The organism is Marinobacter sp. ELB17, from assembly GCF_000169375.1.
In the GTDB taxonomy this organism is placed as follows: Bacteria; Pseudomonadota; Gammaproteobacteria; order Pseudomonadales; family Oleiphilaceae; genus Marinobacter.
Window position 1 is genome coordinate 173,359 of record NZ_AAXY01000004.1, and the last position, 17,967, is coordinate 191,325.

The following is a 17,967-nucleotide window of genomic DNA, read 5'->3' on the forward strand; positions in this document are numbered from 1 at the left end:
ATCAGTAATGAATATTATCGGTCGTTGTGAGGTTTCATGCCAGCAGGCAAGGGAGTTACCTCTAAAGAGGTATGTGGCAGGATTGGCAGGTTTTTCGGTTAGCGGAACACCGTCTTTACTTCGGTGCCAGCGGGGCTTTTGGCCTCAGAAATATCCATTCGAGCATGGCGCACAACGCTGATACCGGCCGATATGGCCAGGGTGCCCATAATGGCGGCAACACTCAGATCCGGCCAGGCGCTTCCCGTTCCGAACACGCCCAGAGCGGCTGCCATCACGGCCAGGTTACCAATGGCGTCATTTCGGCTGCACAGCCAGACTGAACGCATATCAGAGTCGCCATCCCGAAACCGAAAAAGCACCAATGCAACGCCTACGTTGGCAATCAGCGCCAGCAGCCCAATGGTGCCCATGGTAAACGGTTCGGGGGTAACGCCCTGTTCCATCACCCACAGCGCACGGGCCAAAACCACTATGCCGAACACCACCATGGTAATACCTTTAACCATGGCCGCGCGCCCGCGCCAGAGCATGCCGAGGGACAGAACGGAAAGTGACAGAATGTAGTTGGCGCTATCGCCAAAGAAGTCGATGGCGTCCGCCATCAGGGAAACGGAGCCAGATTGCAAACTGGCAGCACCTTCCACAAAAAACATGGCCAGATTAACCCAAAGGGCAATCAACAGTGCGCGACGAAAACCCGGAGCCGGGGATTTTAGTACTGGACCAGAGCAACCGCACGCCATACACACCTCCTTTTATTAAGTAGGTGTGTATTAAAAACCCTGTAGTAGCTACAGGGTCAATATCCGGCAAGCTGTTTTCGAAAAGTTTTAGTGGTTACTCGGTTTATGAGTTCCGGGCACGTGATTGCGCTGGTCTGTGTTGTTGCCAGACAGGTCGTCCAGCTCTGAACTCAGGCCCCCCATAATGCCGCATTGCTCAACGGTGCCTGTCTTTGAGCAGGCCTGTTGCAGATGCTGCAAAGCCGTTTCAAGATTCGCGAGTTCACTCAACCGGTCGCGCACGTGGTTCAGGTGACGGGCCAGAAGTGCATTCACTTCATGGCAGTCTGCTTCGGGGTTTTCGGACAGCCGAATCAACTCGCGGATTTCGTCCTGAGTCATGTCAAGGTTACGGCAGCGCTTAATAAACAAAAGACGACTCAAGTGTACATTGCCATAAACACGGTAACCGCTGGCGTCTCGATCCGGTTTTAGTAGCAAACCGATTTTTTCATAGTAGCGAATCGTTTCGACGGGAACGGATGCGTGCCCGGATACCTCACCAATTTTCATCGCATGGGGTTTCCTGATGGTTGATCTTGCCCGGAAGTTTTACAGGCTGTCCAGGTTGTCTAGCAGATAATTGGCGCGTTTCAGCAAAGCGTCGCGGCGCTCCGGTTTTTGTTTTTCCCAATTGCGATACATCATAGTCATGCGCGGATTTTTAGCGAACTGATCGCGGTGGCGGTCAATAAAGTGCCAATACAGCGAGTTGAACGGGCAAGCGTCGTCTTCGGTGGCTTTCGCCACTTTGTAATGGCAGTTTTTACAGTGGTCTGATTGGCGCTGGATGTATTTACCGCTGGCTGCGTAGGGTTTTGAGCCTAAATAGCCGCCGTCGGCGTGCATCACCATGCCCAGCACGTTGGGCAGTTCCACCCAGTCGTAGGCATCCACATACACTGCCAGATACCAGTCGCAAATGTCATCCGGCGTAATGCCAGCCAGCAGGGCGAAGTTGCCGGTAACCATTAAACGCTGAATGTGGTGGGCGTAGCCATTACGGCGGGTGGCATCAATGGCTTTGTGCATACAGCGCATGCGGGTGTCGCCGGTCCAGTAGAACCCGGGTAGGGCGCGGTCATTGCCCAACTGGTTGTTGCGGGCGTACTCGGGCATGTGCAGCCAGTAAATACCACGTACAAACTCGCGCCAGCCGATTATTTGACGAATAAATCCTTCCACCGCATTGATGGGCGCACGCCCAGCGTACCAGGCTTGGGCCGCCTGCTCGCATACGGTAAGCGGGTCTAGCAAACCGCAGTTTATGTAGGGCGACAATATGGAATGGAACAACCAGTCTTCGTGGTCAGATATCGCGTCTTGGTAGTCGCCAAAGCAGGGTAGGGCGTAGTCAATGAAGTGTTCCAGGGCTTTCTCGGCGTCGGCGGCGGTCACTGCAAAATGAAAGTCTTCGCTGATGCCGAAATGATCGCCGAGGTGCTCTTCAACCATGTTGATGACTTCCTGGGTGACGGCATCCGGTTCGATCCGGAACGGCGCTGGAGCAGGTGGTTTGCCTGTCCATTTGCGACGATTTTCGGCGTCGTAGTTCCATTCGCCGCCTTCAGGCTTTTGCTCTGGGGTCATCAGTAGCCCCGTTTTACGCCGCATTTCCCGGTAGAAATACTCCATGCGCAGCTGTTTGCGACCTTCGGCCCAGTCGGCAAATTCTTGTTTAGTGGCAATAAAACGGGTGTCCACGCGAATTTCTGTGGTCACCCCCAGGGCTTTATGCCACTGGCTGATAATGTTGTGCAGACGCCATTCGCCGCACTCGGTGGTAATAATGCGCTCGGGTTGGTGGGCGTTTATTTGCTCGGCCATCACCCGTTCCAGGCTTTGCGCCGTGTTATCGGGGTGATAGCGCTGGTAATGCACGCTGTAGCCGTCGGCTTCCAGCTGGCTGGCAAAATGGCGCATGGCACTGAACAGCAGTATCAGTTTTTTCTTGTGGTGGTTGGTGTAGCTGGCCTCGCTGTGAACTTCCGCCATAACAATGCGGTCGGTATCGCGATCGGCGCCTTCCAGAGCGCTCAGGCCTGGCGTTAGCTGGTCTGCGAGAATCAAAATCAGGTTAGCCATAGTGCTTTATCCAAACAGTGTGTGTTCCAAAAGGGGTAGGCAACATACTCAACAAGCGCAACAGCTGGGTTATTTCCGATTTGATATACTGTTGCCGGTTTCACAGATGATTCGAATCAAAATGGCTGCGCTGAAACACGGTTACGATGCCGGTTTACAGCCTGCTCCATATCCAAGGCGCTCAGAGTTTTTATTTATGGCTTCCACAACCGCAGTTCCGTCTTCTGACACCATTATTCTGCCCGAGTTTACCTGGGACGACGCGCTGATTCGCCGCTACGACCTGAGCGGCCCGCGCTATACCTCTTACCCTACGGCGGTGGAATTCAATCAGACGTATCCGATTAACGATATGGTGCAGGCGGCCGCACGCAGCAAGGCCACCGGCCGACCGCTGTCGTTGTACACTCACATCCCGTTTTGCGCGCACCTGTGCTACTACTGCGCGTGCAACAAAGTGATCACCAAGAAACGTAATAATGCCCAGCCTTATGTGCAGCGCCTGCTGAAAGAAGCGGCCATGCAAGCCGAATTATTCGGTGCTGACCGGCCGGTGAAACAGTTGCACCTGGGCGGCGGAACGCCAACGTTCCTGCCCCGCGATGTGATGCGCGAATTGATACACGGCTACGGCGAACTGTTCAATCTGCAAACCGATGGCAGCCACGACTACAGTATCGAAATCGACCCGCGCGAAGTAGACCAAGACACATTGTCTACCCTGTGGGAGCTGGGCTTTAACCGCATCAGCCTGGGCGTGCAGGACGTGAATCCTCAGGTTCAAAAAGCGGTCAACCGGGTGCAATCCAAAGAAATGACCCGCGGCGTGCTGAATGAAGCGCGCCGCCTGGGCTTTGGTTCCATTAACCTTGACCTGATTTACGGCCTGCCGTACCAGACCCCGGACAGCTTTGCGGCAACACTGGAAGAAGTGATCGACATGTCGCCAGACCGGCTGTCGGTGTTCAGCTACGCCCATCTGCCAGAGCGGTTCTACCCGCAAACACGGCTCAAGGGCGACACCATGCCCACGCCGCAGCAAAAGCTGACTATTTTGCACAACACCATTAATCGGTTGCTGGTTGCCGGCTACGAATACATTGGTATGGACCACTTTGCCAAACCGGATGACAGCCTGGCGCTAGCCCAGCGCGCCGGTCGCCTGCATCGCAATTTCCAGGGTTACACCACCCACTCGGATTGCGATCTGGTGTCTTTGGGTGTGTCGGCCATTGGCCAGACCGATGACGCATACTTCCAGAACAACCACGATCTGCCATCCTGGGAGGCCGCGATAGATTCAGGCCAACTGGCGATCACAAAAGGCGTGAACCTGACCCGTGACGACCGTTTGCGACGCTGGGTAATAGGCCAGCTGATCTGCCAGTTCCGTCTGGATCGTCAGCAATTTGCCGCCGAATGGAACGAAGATTTTGACCAGTATTTCGCCGATGAGCTGTCGCGCCTTAAGCCAATGATGGCAGATGAGTTAATTGCAGATAACGGCCGCGTACTGCAGGTGCAGCCCGCTGGACGGCTGCTTATTCGTGCCATTTGTCAGATTTTTGATGCCTATCGCAAAGAAGGGGCCACTCAGCGGTTTTCACGAATTATCTGATGTTTATTCGGGCAGTTCTACTCTGGTAAGCCTACCTTGATTTCTGTTAAAGCAATCTGGAACATAAAAAAGGGTGCCTTCACGGCACCCTTTTTTTTCACCGTTAAATCTAAGCCGTGGCAACCTTGAACTCGTTGGCCAGGTCATGCAGTTGGCGCGCCAGGCGAGCCTGCTCTTCAGTCACCTGGGTGATTTCCTGGGAGCCGGTCAGGGTCAGCAGTGCTGATTCGCTAACCGATTCCATATTGCCGGCGACCTCTCGGGTGACCGATACCTGCTCCTCAGAAGAAGCGGCAATCTGCGTGGCCATGCCTGAAATGTTGTTAACGTCGGCCAGAATATCCGCAAAGGTCTGTTCCAGCTCTTCGGCCTGTTGGCTGGTTTCAGTCGCCAACTTGTGGCTACTTATGATGGATCGGCTGGCGCTTGCGGTCATATCCGTCACGCCCTTGATGATATCTTCGATGCGGGTGGTCGATTCATGGGTCTGGCGTGCCAGAGTCCGCACTTCGTCGGCTACCACCGCAAAGCCGCGGCCGTGCTCACCGGCGCGGGCGGCTTCAATAGCGGCGTTCAGGGCCAGCAGGTTGGTCTGTTCTGCTACCTGACGAATCACATTGACTACGTCACTGATATGGCTGCTGCGCTCCTCCAGCTCTGCAATCACCTTATTAACCTGCTGCACCGAATCTGCCAGCGAGCGGATACGGCTAACACTGCTGTGCAGCACTTGCTCGCCGGTTTTGCTTTTCGCCATAGCGCTGTTGGCCGCATCTGCCACCTGCTGCACGTTGCGTGAAATTTCTTCTGACGTGGCAGACATTTCTTCGGTTGCCGCTGCAACCTGCTCGATCTGTTGCTGCTGGCTGCGGATTTGCTCCGCATTATGGCTCGCGGTGGAGCTGGTCTCTTCGGTCGCCGTGGCTAGCTGTATGCTGGACTGGTCGATCAGTTTCAGTGCTCGCCCGAACACACTGAATAACTCGTTGGTGGCTTTACCAAAGGACCCAAGTTCATCGCTGCTGGTAATCACAATGGGCTGGCGCAGATCTTTGTTGTCCATGGCAAAACGGATGCCGTCGAGTAAATTGGTTATTTGCCGGTTAATCGCATGAACAAGAAGTACCATCAGCACCAGGGCAATCAGCGCAGCCAGGCTCGCCAGCACTATTGCGGTGATAAGTTTTGAGCGAGCGTTGTCAACGTGGTGTTGGGCTCTGTTGTGGGTTTCATCCAATATCAGGATGCGAACCTGGTTCATGGCTTGAATACGGTTGGTGGTTGCGTCGAACCATCCATTGGTATCAAGAGCGTATATACCCGCGGCCGAACTGAACAGTGTGTTGCGCATTTCAGTCAAGGCAAGGCTTTGGTTCGACGCTTCAAAATCCACCAGTCTCTGGCGCCGTGGTGAGGCCCTCGGCAGCATGGCAATGGCTGCGCTCATGTGCCCGCTTTGTGCACCGGCTAATTCAGCCAGCTGCTGCAGACGGCCCAGATTGAAATCACCGGCGTTGATCAATGATGCGCCCTGGGCCCTCTCAAACCCTGCGTTCTCGGCGGCCTCAGCCATATTCAAATAAGCGTTTACCTGGCGGGTCAGTTCGGCGTTGTCGGTGCGGCGGATAATCAATGGAATGCGGTCAATCAGCTGGCGGATCAAAGCCGTATAGCGCGCTGCTGATTCCGGGGGTGTCACGCGGCCATCCAGTACGGATTGACGCAAAGTGGCCAGGTTCGACAGGCTGCTTTGAGATTCTTCGATAGTGGACAGAACACCAGGATCAAATTTTTGGGCCTGCATCATATCGGGTAGCTGGCGACGGTATTCTGCCAGCTGTTGATCGGTGCGCTGTTGCTGGGTTTGCAGCGCCTGTACTGCGGCGCGTCTTTCATCGCTGCCGGCAACGCTGGACAACACAACGGCGGAACGGCCGCGCTCTACCTGAAGAGCGTCGAGCACAGGATCGGCAAGGGCCACGAGGTCAGTCATGCCCTGCAGTTCACGCATCCCTTTTAAATCACCATAGTTGCTGATGACGCTTTGGCTGGCGAACAACAGCATGGCCAAAAGCACCGGTAAAACAAGAGCTATCAGTTTGCTGCGCATAGATAACGATCTAAGCCAATTCATAGCGTTCTCCTGCGCAGAGGGCCGGTTTTTGATGGTGAGTCAGGCGTGCCTGTCTTTTTGGTGTAAAGGATTAAACCAAGACCAGTCGGGAGAAGTGTGCTCATGGGAATCTGACAACTTAAGATGTGGACGGTGGTGGGAGTCTAAGAAAGAAGCAGATTAACGTCTAGCTTAGTATTACTACGCAGAATACCTATCTAGGGGTATCTGGTGGGCCCCTGACAAAGGTCAATGCACTGCAGATTGCACGGCGTATGGTTTCGTAACTCTATGTATGGAAGACGGTTATGGAACTTGTATGTCCGGCCGGCAGCTTGCCGGCGCTGAAAGCAGCGGTGGATAACGGCGCCAACGCGGTTTACATTGGTTTTAAAGACAGCACCAATGCTCGCCAGTTTAAAGGTTTGAATTTTAACGACAAACGCGCAGCAGAAGGCATTGAGTACGCCCACAAAAACGGCGCGCGGGTGTTCTGTGCAATCAACACCTTTCCTCAGCCTCAGGGCTGGAAAACCTGGATCTCCGCGGTAGACCGAGCCGCAAGGCTGGGCATAGATGCGTTGATTCTGGCAGACATGGGATTGTTGGATTATGCCGCTAGCCGCTACCCCCAAATAGACAGGCATTTGTCTGTACAGGGGTCAGCAACCAGCTACGAAGCGTTACGCTTTTATAAAGATAATTTTGGCATTCGTCGTGCGGTGTTGCCACGGGTGCTATCGCTGGACCAGATTCGCGGCCTGGCGAAGCACAGCCCGGTAGAGCTTGAAGTGTTCGCCTTTGGCAGCCTGTGCATTATGGCCGAAGGCCGCTGTTACTTGTCTTCCTATATCACCGATGAATCTCCTAACACCCGCGGTGCCTGCTCGCCGGCCAAAGCCGTGCGCTGGCAGGAAACTCTGCAGGGATTGGAATCGCGGCTTAATGGCATCCTGATTGACCGCTACGGCAAGGGCGAATCCGCCGGTTACCCAACCCTGTGCAAAGGTCGCTTTGAAGTAGAAGGTAGCGTTTACCATGCCATTGAAGAACCGGTCAGCCTGAATACCATAGACCTGCTTCCGCAGTTGCAAGAACTGGGCATCAGCGCGGTGAAAATAGAAGGCCGCCAGCGCAGTCCTGCTTATATCGCCGACGTGGCCCGCACCTGGCGCCAGGCTCTGGACAGGCTTGAAAATAGCGCCGCTGAATTTGCGGTAGACCCGGCCTGGAATGCCACTCTGGCAGGTTTGTCAGAAGGCGGCTTGACCACCATCGGCGCCTATCACCGCAAATGGAAATAAGGTGAAATATCCTATGCTCAAACTCTCATTAGGCCCTGTACTTTGGTTTTGGTCACGGCAAACCGTGTTTGATTTCTACGCCAACGCTGCGGAATGGCCGGTAGACACGGTGTACCTGGGTGAAACCGTATGCGCCCGCCGCCGCGAACTGAAACTCGCCGACTGGCTAGAAATCGCGGACGTACTGAAAGACGCTGGCAAGCAGGTGGTGCTGTCCACCCAAACCCTGATTGAATCCGAAGCTGATCTGCGCCTGCTGCGCCGCATTTGCAGTCAACAGGATTACCTGATTGAAGCCAATGACCAAAGCGCGCTGCAGCTGGCCAGTAGCAATAATTTGCCCTTTGTAACGGGGCCAGGCTTGAACATTTACAACGTTGCGACGTTGAAGGTGCTGGCAAAGCGGGGTTTGAAGGGATGGAACCTGCCCGTGGAGCTGGGCCGTGAAACTCTGGTCGAGCTGATTACAGAGCTAAAAGCCGAAGGCCTGGATTTGCCGGCGGAAGTGTTTGCCTGGGGTTTTTTACCGTTGGCCTGGTCGTCGCGCTGCTTTACCGCACGCCATTACAACCTGCCAAAAGACAACTGTGAATTTCGCTGCCTACAGCATCCAGATGGTTTGGAACTGCGGTCCCGTGAAGCCCAGGAGCTGTTTCGCCTGAACGGTACATCGACCTTGTCTGGCGCCCGTTATGATTTATTGCGGGAGCTTCCGGATATGGTCGCCATGGGTGTTGATACCGTGCGTTTGAGTCCGGAACACCAAGGTATGGCCGAGGTGGTGCAGCGCTTTGATCAGGTGCGACGGGGTGAAATGCCAGATATTGACCCACTGCAATTGGTGGAAGCGCCCCCCTGTAACGGCTACTGGTACGGCAAACCGGGGATGGATCTGGTGGCGGATCGGCTTTGGGCACCGATGGTATAAAGCGTCATTAAATTTCCTTACGCTGCGCCTAAAACATGTATATAATATAAATCTATTTTGTTGTCGGAGCCTCACCATGTTTTTTTGGCAGTACAAACAGCGGGCTAAAGTGCTTGAGCTGGAGTTGTCTGCGGTACATAACAGTGTGGCGCAGCTCAACGAAGACAAACGTCTTCTTGAACTCCGGTTCGAAGCAGAAGCCAGCGCGCTAGAGGAGGTAAAAACGCAGCAGGCGTTGAGCCGACGTTTGATGGCAGGGCTAGGCCAGTTTGGCAATTCACTGAAAGAACTGAAGGGTTCTTTCAGTGAATTGTCGCAGCTTCTGGGGTCCCGCCGCAGTGAGGCGCTGAGGACACGAGATGAATCCGGACAAGTAAGAGACCGGATGGTATCGCTGGTGCAAAGACTAGGAGATGCCCGCAATAGTGCTGCCAGCTCGGCACGGGATATGGACTCTTTGGAATCTGAAACTGGCAGCATTACATCACTGGTGGATGTAATTGACGGTGTTTCTGACCAAACGTCGCTGTTGGCATTGAATGCGAGCATTGAGGCTGCCCGCGCTGGCGAACATGGGCGCGGGTTCAGTGTGGTGGCAACAGAGGTCAGAAATCTTGCCTTCCGTGCAGGCGAGGCTACCCAAGAAATTGAGTCAGCCATCGAGCGTATTCGAACGCAGACAAAAATTGTGGCCGGGGCCAGCCGTTCTAATAGCGAAGAAATGGAAAAGCTTGCCGCAGAGGCTGATGGCGCACGCGAACGGTTGCTGATGTTGATTGATATGGCCGGTACGTCTTCGGATGCATTAGGGCACGCCGCTGTATTGTCTGAAATTGAGTTGGCCAATCTTGAAGAGCTCGACATTAAGCTGACCGTATACCAGATTCTGGCAGGTCTTTCTGACAAGGCAGCCGACAGCTTGCCTGACGCCACGGAGTGCGCATTGGGGCAATGGTATTATCAAGGGGGAGGCCATAAACAGTTCGCGGGCCAGGTGGATTTTAGAGCCATTGAAGAGCCCCATCGGCTGGTACACATTTATGCCAAAGACGCTGTGCGAGCTCATCATGACGGCCGCGCAGAAGATGCTTTAAAGGCCTTGGAGGCGATGGAAAGCAACAACCTGGACGTGATGGCGCGCTTGCGTCGCTTGGTTGCGAGAGGCTAGATAGTTGAAAACGATACTTTGGAACGAGAAGGCCCAGACATGCATCGGAAGTGATTGCTGTTCATTTTCAAACCGTGGCTGCCGCAAATAACTACTGGAAGTAATACATGCTGTGGCGACTGTTGATGTCGCCACTGTAGCCATCGTGATGGGCTCAAAGATAGTTAGAACGGAAACAATTGGCGGATATTGGGTCAAATGATCTGAACCAGCAAATGGACATGGCTGACTATACCTGTTCCCGCAGCAGCATCGTTTTGATATGGCCAATGGCCTTCATGGGGTTGAGCCCTTTCGGACAGTACGCCATGCAATTACCTATCCCACGGCAGCGAAACACACTGAACGGATCGCCCAGTTTTGCCAAACGCTCGCGGGTGGCAGTGTCCCGTGAGTCCACCAAAAACCGGTTAGCTTGAAGCAAGCCCGCTGGTCCGATGTATTTCTCCGGATTCCACCACCAAGACGGACAGGCAGATGAGCAGCAAGCACAGAGAATGCATTCGTACAATCCATCAAGTTTTGCGCGGTCCTCCGGGCTTTGCAGTCTTTCGATCGCTGGATTTGGGGTGTCGGTGATCAACCATGGTTGAATACGTTCGTACTGCTTGAAGAACAGTGCTTGGTCAACCACCAAATCGCGGATCACGGGCATACCTGGTAGTGGGCGAATTTCCAGAACGTTCTTCTTACCCAAGGCGTCCGCGACCGCACTAATGCAACCCAGGCCATTGCGGCCATTCATGCTGAGCCCGTCAGAGCCACAAACACCTTCTCGACAAGAGCGCCGGAACGTGAGCGTGGTATCCCGGGTTTTCAGGTGCTCCAGTACATCCAGCACCATGCGGCTTCGGAACTCGTCGCCCACCTCAACATCCTGGTTGTAAGGTATTTCATCCTGCTCGGGGTTATAGCGGTATAGCCTGACGATAAAACCACTCATGGCGTTGTTCCCCCAAGCATCGGCTTGATGCCCTAGAAAAAAAGAAGTATTCAGTTTGAAGGTTAGCAGATGATCCAAACAAACAAGCGGAATGTGCAAAAAAAGAACCCGATGCCACGCGCCATCAATTAACGATGGTAAATTCATTCTGGCGGATGCTGTTACATATCCAACCTGCCGATTTCTCGCGATTGCAGGCGGGCCTCGGTCTGCTGGTTGGCGGCCAGTTCCCGAAACAGATCCGCTTCCCGAGTGTTTTGGGCCAGGAAAGATCGTCATCGCCTTGGCTGCTGTCCAGGGTTTCATATTGCTTCTCCAGCGTTTCGTGGTAGCAGCCGAGAGTGCAACGGGCCCGAAAGCGTATACGCCAGAACCTGTTCTAATTACCAGCTTGCGGGTGCACAGACAGATCTCGGGTGACGCCGAACAATAAGCCCCCAGTCGTCAATCGTGCAGTTTCGCCGGCTTGAACGATCGCACAAGTCCAACAAAAGTCACTGCCCAGGCCGCGAGGGCAAGATAGAAAAAGCTGATGGGTATGAAATCAAGAAAGTGAAAGCCCAGAGCAGCCGCCATTTCATGGGTACTGGCGGCGTACATACCCAAAGGGAACACCGCACCCCAATACAAAGGGTCATATTCCAGTGGGAAGCGCTTATAAACGTGCCGCCATATACCCAGAATAAAAAGCATGGGTATCCACCAGGTTCCAGTTGCCCAATAAAAAACCGAAAAGCCTTTTAGAAATGGCAGCAGTGAATCCAGAAAAGGCGCATCTTTAACGTTCACGATCAGCAACGAGCCGGCCAGTGTCGAAATGGCCATGGCGCCCATATTTATCCAGTACGGGGGCGCAAGGTCACTAGGGGAAAACTTGAAAAACGTATAGCGATAGAAGATTAACGACATCATCCAGATGTACAGCATACCGCCCCAGAGCCACATGGATAGCGCCAGAAAGTTAATGCCGAGTTTGTAAGGTTGTGGCATATCCACCGCAATCAACGCACTGAGTACCGCAATTGACTGGGTTGCCACCACCGCAAGCAGCCACCCTCCCGTAATGCCTTTATCCAGAGACGGCTTTTCCTCTTTGACCGTGAACGCCGTAAATATGGTGTAGGTCAGCGTCAGCCAAAGCCAAAGCAGTATGGCAACCACCCAGAGAATTCGGCCGGCCAGAGTGTAATCCGTCAACATAATGAACTGGCTGCCAAGAACACTGGAGCCGGCAGGCAGGGTAAAAAACCCGGGACCACGAAGGTGATCTATAACATCGAGCAGGAATTCTCGACGATACCTCAGAAACCTGGCAAATGTAGCCGCCCACAAAACCCCGTAGAAGCCTATGTTTACAGTGAACAGGCTGATGGCTATCAGATCAAAACCCAGCATGTGAGCGGTTAACGATATGATGCCGGTTGCCATCACAATGCCAAAATAGGCCGGTGACAGGCTTTTTAGATCGTGTTTCATACCTTGGTCACCTGCAATGGCCGCATGCTTTAGCTCCGCGTAGCAAAAATTACATCACGACCGATGCCGGACCAAATAACCGTCTCTCCCAGTCTTCGACCTGTTGTGTTTCAAGGCGTTGTTTCGCGAGCTGGCGAAGATTAGGGGAGAGCTCTTTCATCTCCGCCATGTTTGTAAGGGCGTGCTGATTCATGGTGTTTTCATAAAGCACGGACAATACCCGGCTAAGCGGCCAGTCTTCATGGGGACGCTCCTTGAGTATCAGCGTGTCTCCGTTGCTGATCATGCCGAGCTGCAGAACCCGGTAGTACCACCCTGTTCTAAGGCTGTTTTGCAGTCGGCGGGACATATCCGGTATGTCAAAGCGCAGATTCAGCCGCCAGCAGGGTTGGCGCGGCTGGGATACCTGAATGATGGCCTCTCCAAGCTCAAAAATATCTCCGGCGCAAACATCGGATTCGGTAAGTCCGTCAGTCACCAGGTTTTCGCCAAAAGCACCAGGTTGGCAATGTTCTGAGGCTGGAACAGGGAGCTTGCGCCGTAACCAAGCATAGTGGTCTGAGGCAAAATGATGCAACGCTTTTTCAGGACCGCCGTGGTGGCGCTTGTCACCCTGCTGGTCATCGCTTAGGCCGCTGGCATTCAGGTAGGCGGAATCGATCTCCCGTTTGTGTATGCCCGTTAGCGTTTCGGTACCCGCAAGCTTTTCCAGGCTGCCAATCCTGAGCTGCCTGATCACAATGCATTTTGCCATGCAAAACCTCCTAAACTTCGTAAACCGAGGGAGCCATCCCATAGGGCGGCACGGATTTGATATGGCTCCAGCAGTAAAAGATTTCAGAAGAAAAGCAATTGGCGGATATTAAGTTTCCATTCCAGGCTGTCCAGCAGGTTTTTCAGTGCCAGGCCCAGTTCAGTGTCGCCCTCAATCACAATGCGGCGCTGGAAAAACAGCTGGTCTGGGTCCTGATTCTGTTCGGCCAGGGTTTTGAAAGCGCTCAGAGAACCCCGAATGGTCGCCTCACCTGGGCCGTCTACAATGCGCAGCCTGCCCGCCCAGAACCCAAAGGTGACGCCGGGCTGACCGCCATTCAGTTCCAGGCGAATTCTGTGCCCTTCAAAATCATCAAACTCGCCGTCGGCAATGGCCTCGGCAAACAACCCGTTCAACGGCGCTTCGATGATCAGCTGCTTCAACACCAGCGGAATATGATGATCAATAGTGGCCAATAACGGAGAAGGCGAGGGTAGATACTCGTTCAGCAGCGCCAGTGAATCGGTCATTAACGGGTTAGCGATCAGTTTTTGGCTTGTGGCCTGCACACGCGACATGCCTGGCAGGGTATGGAATGCGGTTAGCGAGGGGCGAGGCAAAAAGGTTGGCATGTGCAGGGCCATGAGTGTCTCCGTTGTTGGTCAAACACGCCGCTAAGGGCGCGTCTGGAAACACCTACATTAACCAAGGCTGGCCCGTGCCGCGTTGATATCGCTCAGCTCTTGTGCAGACCCTCTTCAACAGCCCACACTGCGACTTCCACCCGCGACCGCAAATTGAGTTTTTTTAGCAAGTGCTTCACGTGCACTTTGACCGTGCCGTCGCTGATATCCAGCTTGCGGCCGATCATCTTGTTAGACAGACCTTCGGCGATGAGATTCAGAATGTCTTTTTCTCTTGGCGTCAGGCTGTCGAAGTCTGGCCGCGCCGGCTGTTGCGATTTGTTATTGCGCAGTGCGTCTGCCAGCAGGGAGGTAAGGCGTTCGCTGATGACCAGCTTTCCTACGGCGGCCTGGTGCAGCTGTTTAATCATATCCTCCGGTTCCATATCCTTTAGAAGATAGCCGTCGGCACCAGCGCGTAATGCTTCAACCACATCGTCTTGCTGATCTGACACGGTGAACATAATAATGCGCGAGCTGATGTTGTGGGCTCGTAGCTGCCGCAAGGCTTCAATACCGCTCACATCCGGCATATTCAGATCCATCAGGATCAGGTCTGGCTCCAGTTCCAGAGCAATGCGCACGCCGTCCGTCGCATTGCTGGCCTCGCCTGCTACCTCAAGATCTGGTTCCATTTCGATCAGTTGCTTGATGCCCTTGCGCAATAAAGGGTGATCATCTATCAACAATATGCTTGCAGGTGTATCAGACATGGCTCTCTCTTTGTGTGGGTAAACCGTCAATTGGAATCCGCGGTTTGCGGGTTGTTTGCCGGTTTAACCGGGATCAGGTTTCGGGCGTGGGGAATAAAATGCAAACTCACTTCCACCCCTCCTTGCGGATGATTAGCGACCGTTAGCTGGCCGCCCAGTGAGCGGGCGCGGTCTTGCATAATGATCATGCCGTAATGGTTCTCTGGCTGACCTGAATCGGGTAGCCCGCGACCGTTGTCACGGATTTTAGCCTTAACCTGCGGAGATTCGAAACTGACGTCGACCCACACCGCTTCGGCCTTGCTGTGCTTTACCGCGTTGGCCAGCGCCTCGCGCACAACTTGAAGCGTGTGGATTTCTTCATTGGGTGAAAGCGTCTGTGCGGGCAGCTTGTACACCAGATTGACGGGTTTGGCCATGCGCCCGGAAAACTCGTGCACGGTCTGGCGCAGTGCGGCGCCAAGGTCCGGTGTGTCCAGCTTCAAGCGGAAGGTCGCTAACAGTTCCCGTAACTGACGATAGGCGCTGCTTAAACCGGTGCTCAGTTCGTCTAATACCGCGTCATAACCGGTTTTTTGTGGGCCGTCCATGTTCATTCTGCGCAATCGAGTAACCTGGATTTTAAGGTATGACAAAGACTGGGCCAGGGAATCGTGGAGCTCGCGGGCAATAACGGTGCGTTCTTCGGCCAGCGTCCGCTGTTGTTCTTCGGTAATTTGCCGCTCCAGAAATATGGCTGTGGCCAGCTGATCGCTTAGAGTTTCCAACAGCCTTCGTGCGGTTTTAGACAACTCCTGTGAGGCCGGGTACCAGACTTCCAGTGTGCCCAGCAGTTGGCCGGGGGTGCGAATGGGCAGCAGCAAACGGCGCCCGTCATTGCCGGGCATTGGCAGCTCGTCGTGTTCCTCTTCGGTCACCAGGCAGGCGCTGCAGCTGTGATCGCGGCAGTAAAATGGGCGCACCATTGTAGCAGTAGTGACGGCTTGAACCGGCTCTGCGGAGGCTTTGTCGTGCAGATACAGATTGATAGGGCCTATGCCGAGCATCTGCTCCAGCTGCTTCAACATGGGCAATGCACCATCGCACAAGCTGTGATTCGCAAACAGAGTGCGGCTGGACGAATGCAGTAATTCGAGCGCAGCGTGGCTTTTCTCCAGCTCTTCGGTTTTGGCTTTGACCTTGCTTTCCAGTTCGTAGTAGGTGAGCGCCAGCTCGCTGGTCATCTGGTCAAACGCCGACCCGAGCTGCGCCAGCTCATCAGAGCCGCTCAGCTCGGCCTTGCGGGAAAAATCTTGCTTGCTCACGGATTCGGCAATGCTCACCAGTTTTCGTAGCGGCCGCAGAACTCGCTTTTTCAAGTCCAGAAACAATGCCAATACGATCAGGATAGCGAACACCAGACTGATCACCTGTATCAGGTCCAGCAGGCGGATGCGGGCTTCGGTGCGATGTTCAAGCATAGACACCAGCACATCGACATTGTCCACGTAGCTTTGGGTGGTGTTAATCATAGAGCCTGTTAGCGGGTCTCCGGGACGGTGTTGTGCCAGCATGGGGCTAACGCTGGAGTCCCACTGGTTGACTACGTCGCGGTAGCGTTGCGCCAGCGGGTGATCGGTAGCAAGTGGTAATGACTGGATAATATCAGCGTGGACCAGGCGTTGATCGTAGCGGCTTACCATCTGGTCCAGGGCCTGGCGCCCATTGGCGGTATTCTGGTCTTCCAGTCGCGCTACCTGCGCCAACAACTGATACGCGCCCATACGCAGAGTGCCCGCCAGGTTGATGGCGGTGGCGTTACCGGCAATGCTTTGTGACACCCCTAGAGTGGCCCCCATACTGACAATGGCGGTGAGTACAACCGCACTGACGGCAATGGCAATCCGGTTAACGAGTGAGCTTCTGGAGGTCATAGGGTTTTTTAGGTGGCGAGTGGGTATTGATTGAATGCCAACTACCTCTTTACGGATAGACAGCTACCCACGAGGTTGTTAAGCCATCATAGTCTTTGACCGCCAGACAGGTAAAGTAAGACACTCAAAGTCACGTCTGCCAACAGGATAAAGCCGATGAATGTGGGGCCAGGGCCGTCCGAAATCCGAGCTTTACAGCTATCGGTCGACAGCACCGAATCGGATGACGAACGGGGCGAAGAGCGCTATGCATCGCTGTTGTTAGTGTTACCACTAGCGCTGGCCGGTTTCATTATTGCGGCCGCCTGCTGGACCCTGTTTGCGGTGGTCGGCGTAACTCTGCGCAACGATTTTCAGCTGAGCGAGCTTCAGTTTGGCCTGTTATTGGCAATGCCGATGGCGGTGAGCGCATTGCTAGCGGTCCCGGCAGGACTGTTTGCGGGTATGTGGGGTGCCAGAAAAGTCATGTTGTGGTGCCTTACAGGCCTGGCGTTAAGTATGGCGCTAGTGTTCTTTGCCGATAGTTTTGCTGGTTATATTCTCGCCGCTGGTGGTTTAGGCCTGGCCGGTGGTTTTTACAGTGCGGGTCTGCAATTTGTAACCATTCATTGCCGGCCGCAACGGCTCGGGCTGGTGTTGGGTGTGTTTGGTGCGGGTATTACCGGGGCCGATTTCAATTATTACTTGGTGCCACTTCTGCACCAGGCCTACTCCTGGCAAGGCGTTCCTTTGGCTTATGTCATTGTGCTGCTGCTGATATTGGCACTGTTTCTGATGCTCACCGAGCCCGACGACCAAACCACACCTTTTGCGAGCAATGCCACGGCCTGGCGCAAATGTTGTGCGCCAGGAGTTTGGCATTTGTGTGGTTATTTTTCTGTTATTGCCGGCAGTTTTTTCGCATTGGCCCTGTGGCTGCCGGATTACCTGTCAGCACGCTCGGGCCTGCCGGTAGGCCTGGGTGCGCATCAGGCTTTGTGGTTTGTATTGCCGGGCGCTCTGGCACAGATTGCGGGCGGTGCGCTGGCCGATCGTTTAGGTAGCAGCCGGGTCGTTATATGGGCTTTGCTGTTGGCGCTGGCGGCGCTATTTGTGTTGTCTTACCCACCGATGACTCTCTCGGTACAAGGTGTTGGGCGCTCTTATCATCTAGAACTTTTGCTGCCGCGGGTGTGCGAAGGCGGTGTGATGATTATGCTCGGAGCAGCCCTGGGCTCAGCTATTGGTGCTCTGCAGCGGATGATTATTTTAGCCAGCCGTGAAGCGGCTGCGGTAGTGGCGGGCGTTTTGCTGCTGGGTGCGTTCGCTGTGGCATTCATGTTGCCCATTGTATTTGCCGCCATCAACGCCTGGCTGAATGTGCGTTCTGCCGTGTTCATGCTGCTGTTCGTGATGCTGGTAGCCTGTATTTTATTGTTCGCCCGAAACACCCGGCGGCGTGAACGCCGGGAGCTGTCTTTCTCACAGTCTCGGGTGGTCTAGGT

15 protein-coding genes and 1 pseudogene are annotated in these 17,967 nt (G+C 54.3%); 6 read left to right on the forward strand and 10 right to left on the reverse strand.

Features of this window, described 5'->3' with window-relative positions:
• Positions 1-98: 98 nt before the first annotated feature.
• From MELB17_RS07140 to MELB17_RS07150, 3 genes are all read right to left on the reverse strand, one after another.
• Complete coding sequence (locus MELB17_RS07140) at positions 99-746, reverse strand: cation diffusion facilitator family transporter (RefSeq protein WP_007349503.1); 648 nt, start codon at positions 744-746, stop codon at positions 99-101.
• Between the two features lie 87 nt (positions 747-833).
• Positions 834-1,298, reverse strand: a complete 465-nt coding sequence (gene cadR, locus MELB17_RS07145; RefSeq protein WP_007349504.1) for a Cd(II)/Pb(II)-responsive transcriptional regulator — start codon at positions 1,296-1,298, stop codon at positions 834-836.
• A 39-nt stretch (positions 1,299-1,337) separates the two neighbouring features.
• Complete coding sequence (locus MELB17_RS07150; RefSeq protein WP_007349505.1) at positions 1,338-2,870, reverse strand: cryptochrome/photolyase family protein; 1,533 nt, start codon at positions 2,868-2,870, stop codon at positions 1,338-1,340.
• Between the two features lie 196 nt (positions 2,871-3,066).
• Here MELB17_RS07150 and hemN point away from each other — a divergent pair, with 196 nt between their 5' ends.
• Complete coding sequence (gene hemN, locus MELB17_RS07155) at positions 3,067-4,488, forward strand: oxygen-independent coproporphyrinogen III oxidase (protein ID WP_227498825.1); 1,422 nt, start codon at positions 3,067-3,069, stop codon at positions 4,486-4,488.
• Between the two features lie 109 nt (positions 4,489-4,597).
• Here the strand turns inward: hemN and MELB17_RS07160 are convergent, their stop codons facing one another.
• Positions 4,598-6,622: a methyl-accepting chemotaxis protein gene (locus tag MELB17_RS07160; RefSeq protein ID WP_036183886.1), complete on the reverse strand. Its 2,025-nt coding sequence runs from the start codon at positions 6,620-6,622 to the stop codon at positions 4,598-4,600.
• A 287-nt stretch (positions 6,623-6,909) separates the two neighbouring features.
• Here MELB17_RS07160 and ubiU point away from each other — a divergent pair, with 287 nt between their 5' ends.
• The 4 genes and pseudogenes from ubiU to MELB17_RS26420 all read left to right on the forward strand — a co-directional run.
• The gene (gene ubiU / locus MELB17_RS07165) at positions 6,910-7,905 is read left to right on the forward strand and encodes a ubiquinone anaerobic biosynthesis protein UbiU (protein ID WP_007349508.1); all 996 of its coding nucleotides are present in this window, start codon (positions 6,910-6,912) and stop codon (positions 7,903-7,905) included.
• A 13-nt stretch (positions 7,906-7,918) separates the two neighbouring features.
• Entirely contained in the window at positions 7,919-8,833 is a 915-nt protein-coding gene (locus MELB17_RS07170) for a U32 family peptidase (protein WP_007349509.1), read from the forward strand.
• 76 nt (positions 8,834-8,909) lie between these two features.
• Positions 8,910-10,001 (forward strand): methyl-accepting chemotaxis protein, encoded by a 1,092-nt coding sequence (locus MELB17_RS07175; protein ID WP_007349510.1) that lies wholly within the window; start codon positions 8,910-8,912, stop codon positions 9,999-10,001.
• Positions 10,002-10,045: 44 nt separating this feature from the next.
• Positions 10,046-10,105: pseudogene (locus MELB17_RS26420) on the forward strand (hexameric tyrosine-coordinated heme protein); the annotation flags it as partial.
• A 125-nt stretch (positions 10,106-10,230) separates the two neighbouring features.
• Here MELB17_RS26420 and MELB17_RS07180 read toward each other — a convergent pair.
• From MELB17_RS07180 to MELB17_RS07205, 6 genes are all read right to left on the reverse strand, one after another.
• Positions 10,231-10,944, reverse strand: coding sequence for a succinate dehydrogenase iron-sulfur subunit (locus tag MELB17_RS07180; RefSeq protein ID WP_036183958.1), 714 nt, complete (start codon positions 10,942-10,944; stop codon positions 10,231-10,233).
• Between the two features lie 444 nt (positions 10,945-11,388).
• Positions 11,389-12,420: a tellurite resistance/C4-dicarboxylate transporter family protein gene (locus tag MELB17_RS07185; RefSeq protein ID WP_007349512.1), complete on the reverse strand. Its 1,032-nt coding sequence runs from the start codon at positions 12,418-12,420 to the stop codon at positions 11,389-11,391.
• A gap of 49 nt (positions 12,421-12,469) precedes the next feature.
• Positions 12,470-13,174: an MOSC domain-containing protein gene (locus MELB17_RS07190; protein ID WP_007349513.1), complete on the reverse strand. Its 705-nt coding sequence runs from the start codon at positions 13,172-13,174 to the stop codon at positions 12,470-12,472.
• An 83-nt stretch (positions 13,175-13,257) separates the two neighbouring features.
• Complete coding sequence (gene ubiT, locus MELB17_RS07195; RefSeq protein WP_007349514.1) at positions 13,258-13,818, reverse strand: ubiquinone anaerobic biosynthesis accessory factor UbiT; 561 nt, start codon at positions 13,816-13,818, stop codon at positions 13,258-13,260.
• Between the two features lie 92 nt (positions 13,819-13,910).
• Positions 13,911-14,570, reverse strand: coding sequence for a two-component system response regulator NarL (narL, locus tag MELB17_RS07200; RefSeq protein WP_007349515.1), 660 nt, complete (start codon positions 14,568-14,570; stop codon positions 13,911-13,913).
• Positions 14,571-14,596: 26 nt separating this feature from the next.
• Complete coding sequence (locus MELB17_RS07205; RefSeq protein WP_007349516.1) at positions 14,597-16,483, reverse strand: histidine kinase; 1,887 nt, start codon at positions 16,481-16,483, stop codon at positions 14,597-14,599.
• A gap of 156 nt (positions 16,484-16,639) precedes the next feature.
• On the opposite strand from MELB17_RS07205, the gene MELB17_RS07210 reads away from it, so the two are divergent.
• On the forward strand, positions 16,640-17,965 hold the full coding sequence (locus tag MELB17_RS07210; protein WP_007349517.1) for an MFS transporter: 1,326 nt from the start codon (positions 16,640-16,642) through the stop codon (positions 17,963-17,965).
• The last annotated feature ends 2 nt before the right edge of the window (positions 17,966-17,967 follow it).

What these genes read in the sequence shown, in the direction of transcription:
- ubiT (WP_007349514.1), bottom strand. Translation starts at nt 13,818, where the DNA reads ATGGCCCTGCACATGCCAACCTTTTTGCCTCGCCCCTCGCTAACCGCA.
- MELB17_RS07140 (WP_007349503.1), bottom strand. Translation starts at nt 746, where the DNA reads ATGGCGTGCGGTTGCTCTGGTCCAGTACTAAAATCCCCGGCTCCGGGT.
- hemN (WP_227498825.1), top strand. Translation starts at nt 3,067, where the DNA reads ATGGCTTCCACAACCGCAGTTCCGTCTTCTGACACCATTATTCTGCCC.
- narL (WP_007349515.1), bottom strand. Translation starts at nt 14,570, where the DNA reads ATGTCTGATACACCTGCAAGCATATTGTTGATAGATGATCACCCTTTA.
- MELB17_RS07160 (WP_036183886.1), bottom strand. Translation starts at nt 6,622, where the DNA reads ATGAATTGGCTTAGATCGTTATCTATGCGCAGCAAACTGATAGCTCTT.
- MELB17_RS07170 (WP_007349509.1), top strand. Translation starts at nt 7,919, where the DNA reads ATGCTCAAACTCTCATTAGGCCCTGTACTTTGGTTTTGGTCACGGCAA.
- cadR (WP_007349504.1), bottom strand. Translation starts at nt 1,298, where the DNA reads ATGAAAATTGGTGAGGTATCCGGGCACGCATCCGTTCCCGTCGAAACG.
- MELB17_RS07180 (WP_036183958.1), bottom strand. Translation starts at nt 10,944, where the DNA reads ATGAGTGGTTTTATCGTCAGGCTATACCGCTATAACCCCGAGCAGGAT.
- ubiU (WP_007349508.1), top strand. Translation starts at nt 6,910, where the DNA reads ATGGAACTTGTATGTCCGGCCGGCAGCTTGCCGGCGCTGAAAGCAGCG.
- MELB17_RS07185 (WP_007349512.1), bottom strand. Translation starts at nt 12,420, where the DNA reads ATGAAACACGATCTAAAAAGCCTGTCACCGGCCTATTTTGGCATTGTG.
- MELB17_RS07175 (WP_007349510.1), top strand. Translation starts at nt 8,910, where the DNA reads ATGTTTTTTTGGCAGTACAAACAGCGGGCTAAAGTGCTTGAGCTGGAG.
- MELB17_RS07190 (WP_007349513.1), bottom strand. Translation starts at nt 13,174, where the DNA reads ATGGCAAAATGCATTGTGATCAGGCAGCTCAGGATTGGCAGCCTGGAA.
- MELB17_RS07205 (WP_007349516.1), bottom strand. Translation starts at nt 16,483, where the DNA reads ATGACCTCCAGAAGCTCACTCGTTAACCGGATTGCCATTGCCGTCAGT.
- MELB17_RS07150 (WP_007349505.1), bottom strand. Translation starts at nt 2,870, where the DNA reads ATGGCTAACCTGATTTTGATTCTCGCAGACCAGCTAACGCCAGGCCTG.
- MELB17_RS07210 (WP_007349517.1), top strand. Translation starts at nt 16,640, where the DNA reads ATGAATGTGGGGCCAGGGCCGTCCGAAATCCGAGCTTTACAGCTATCG.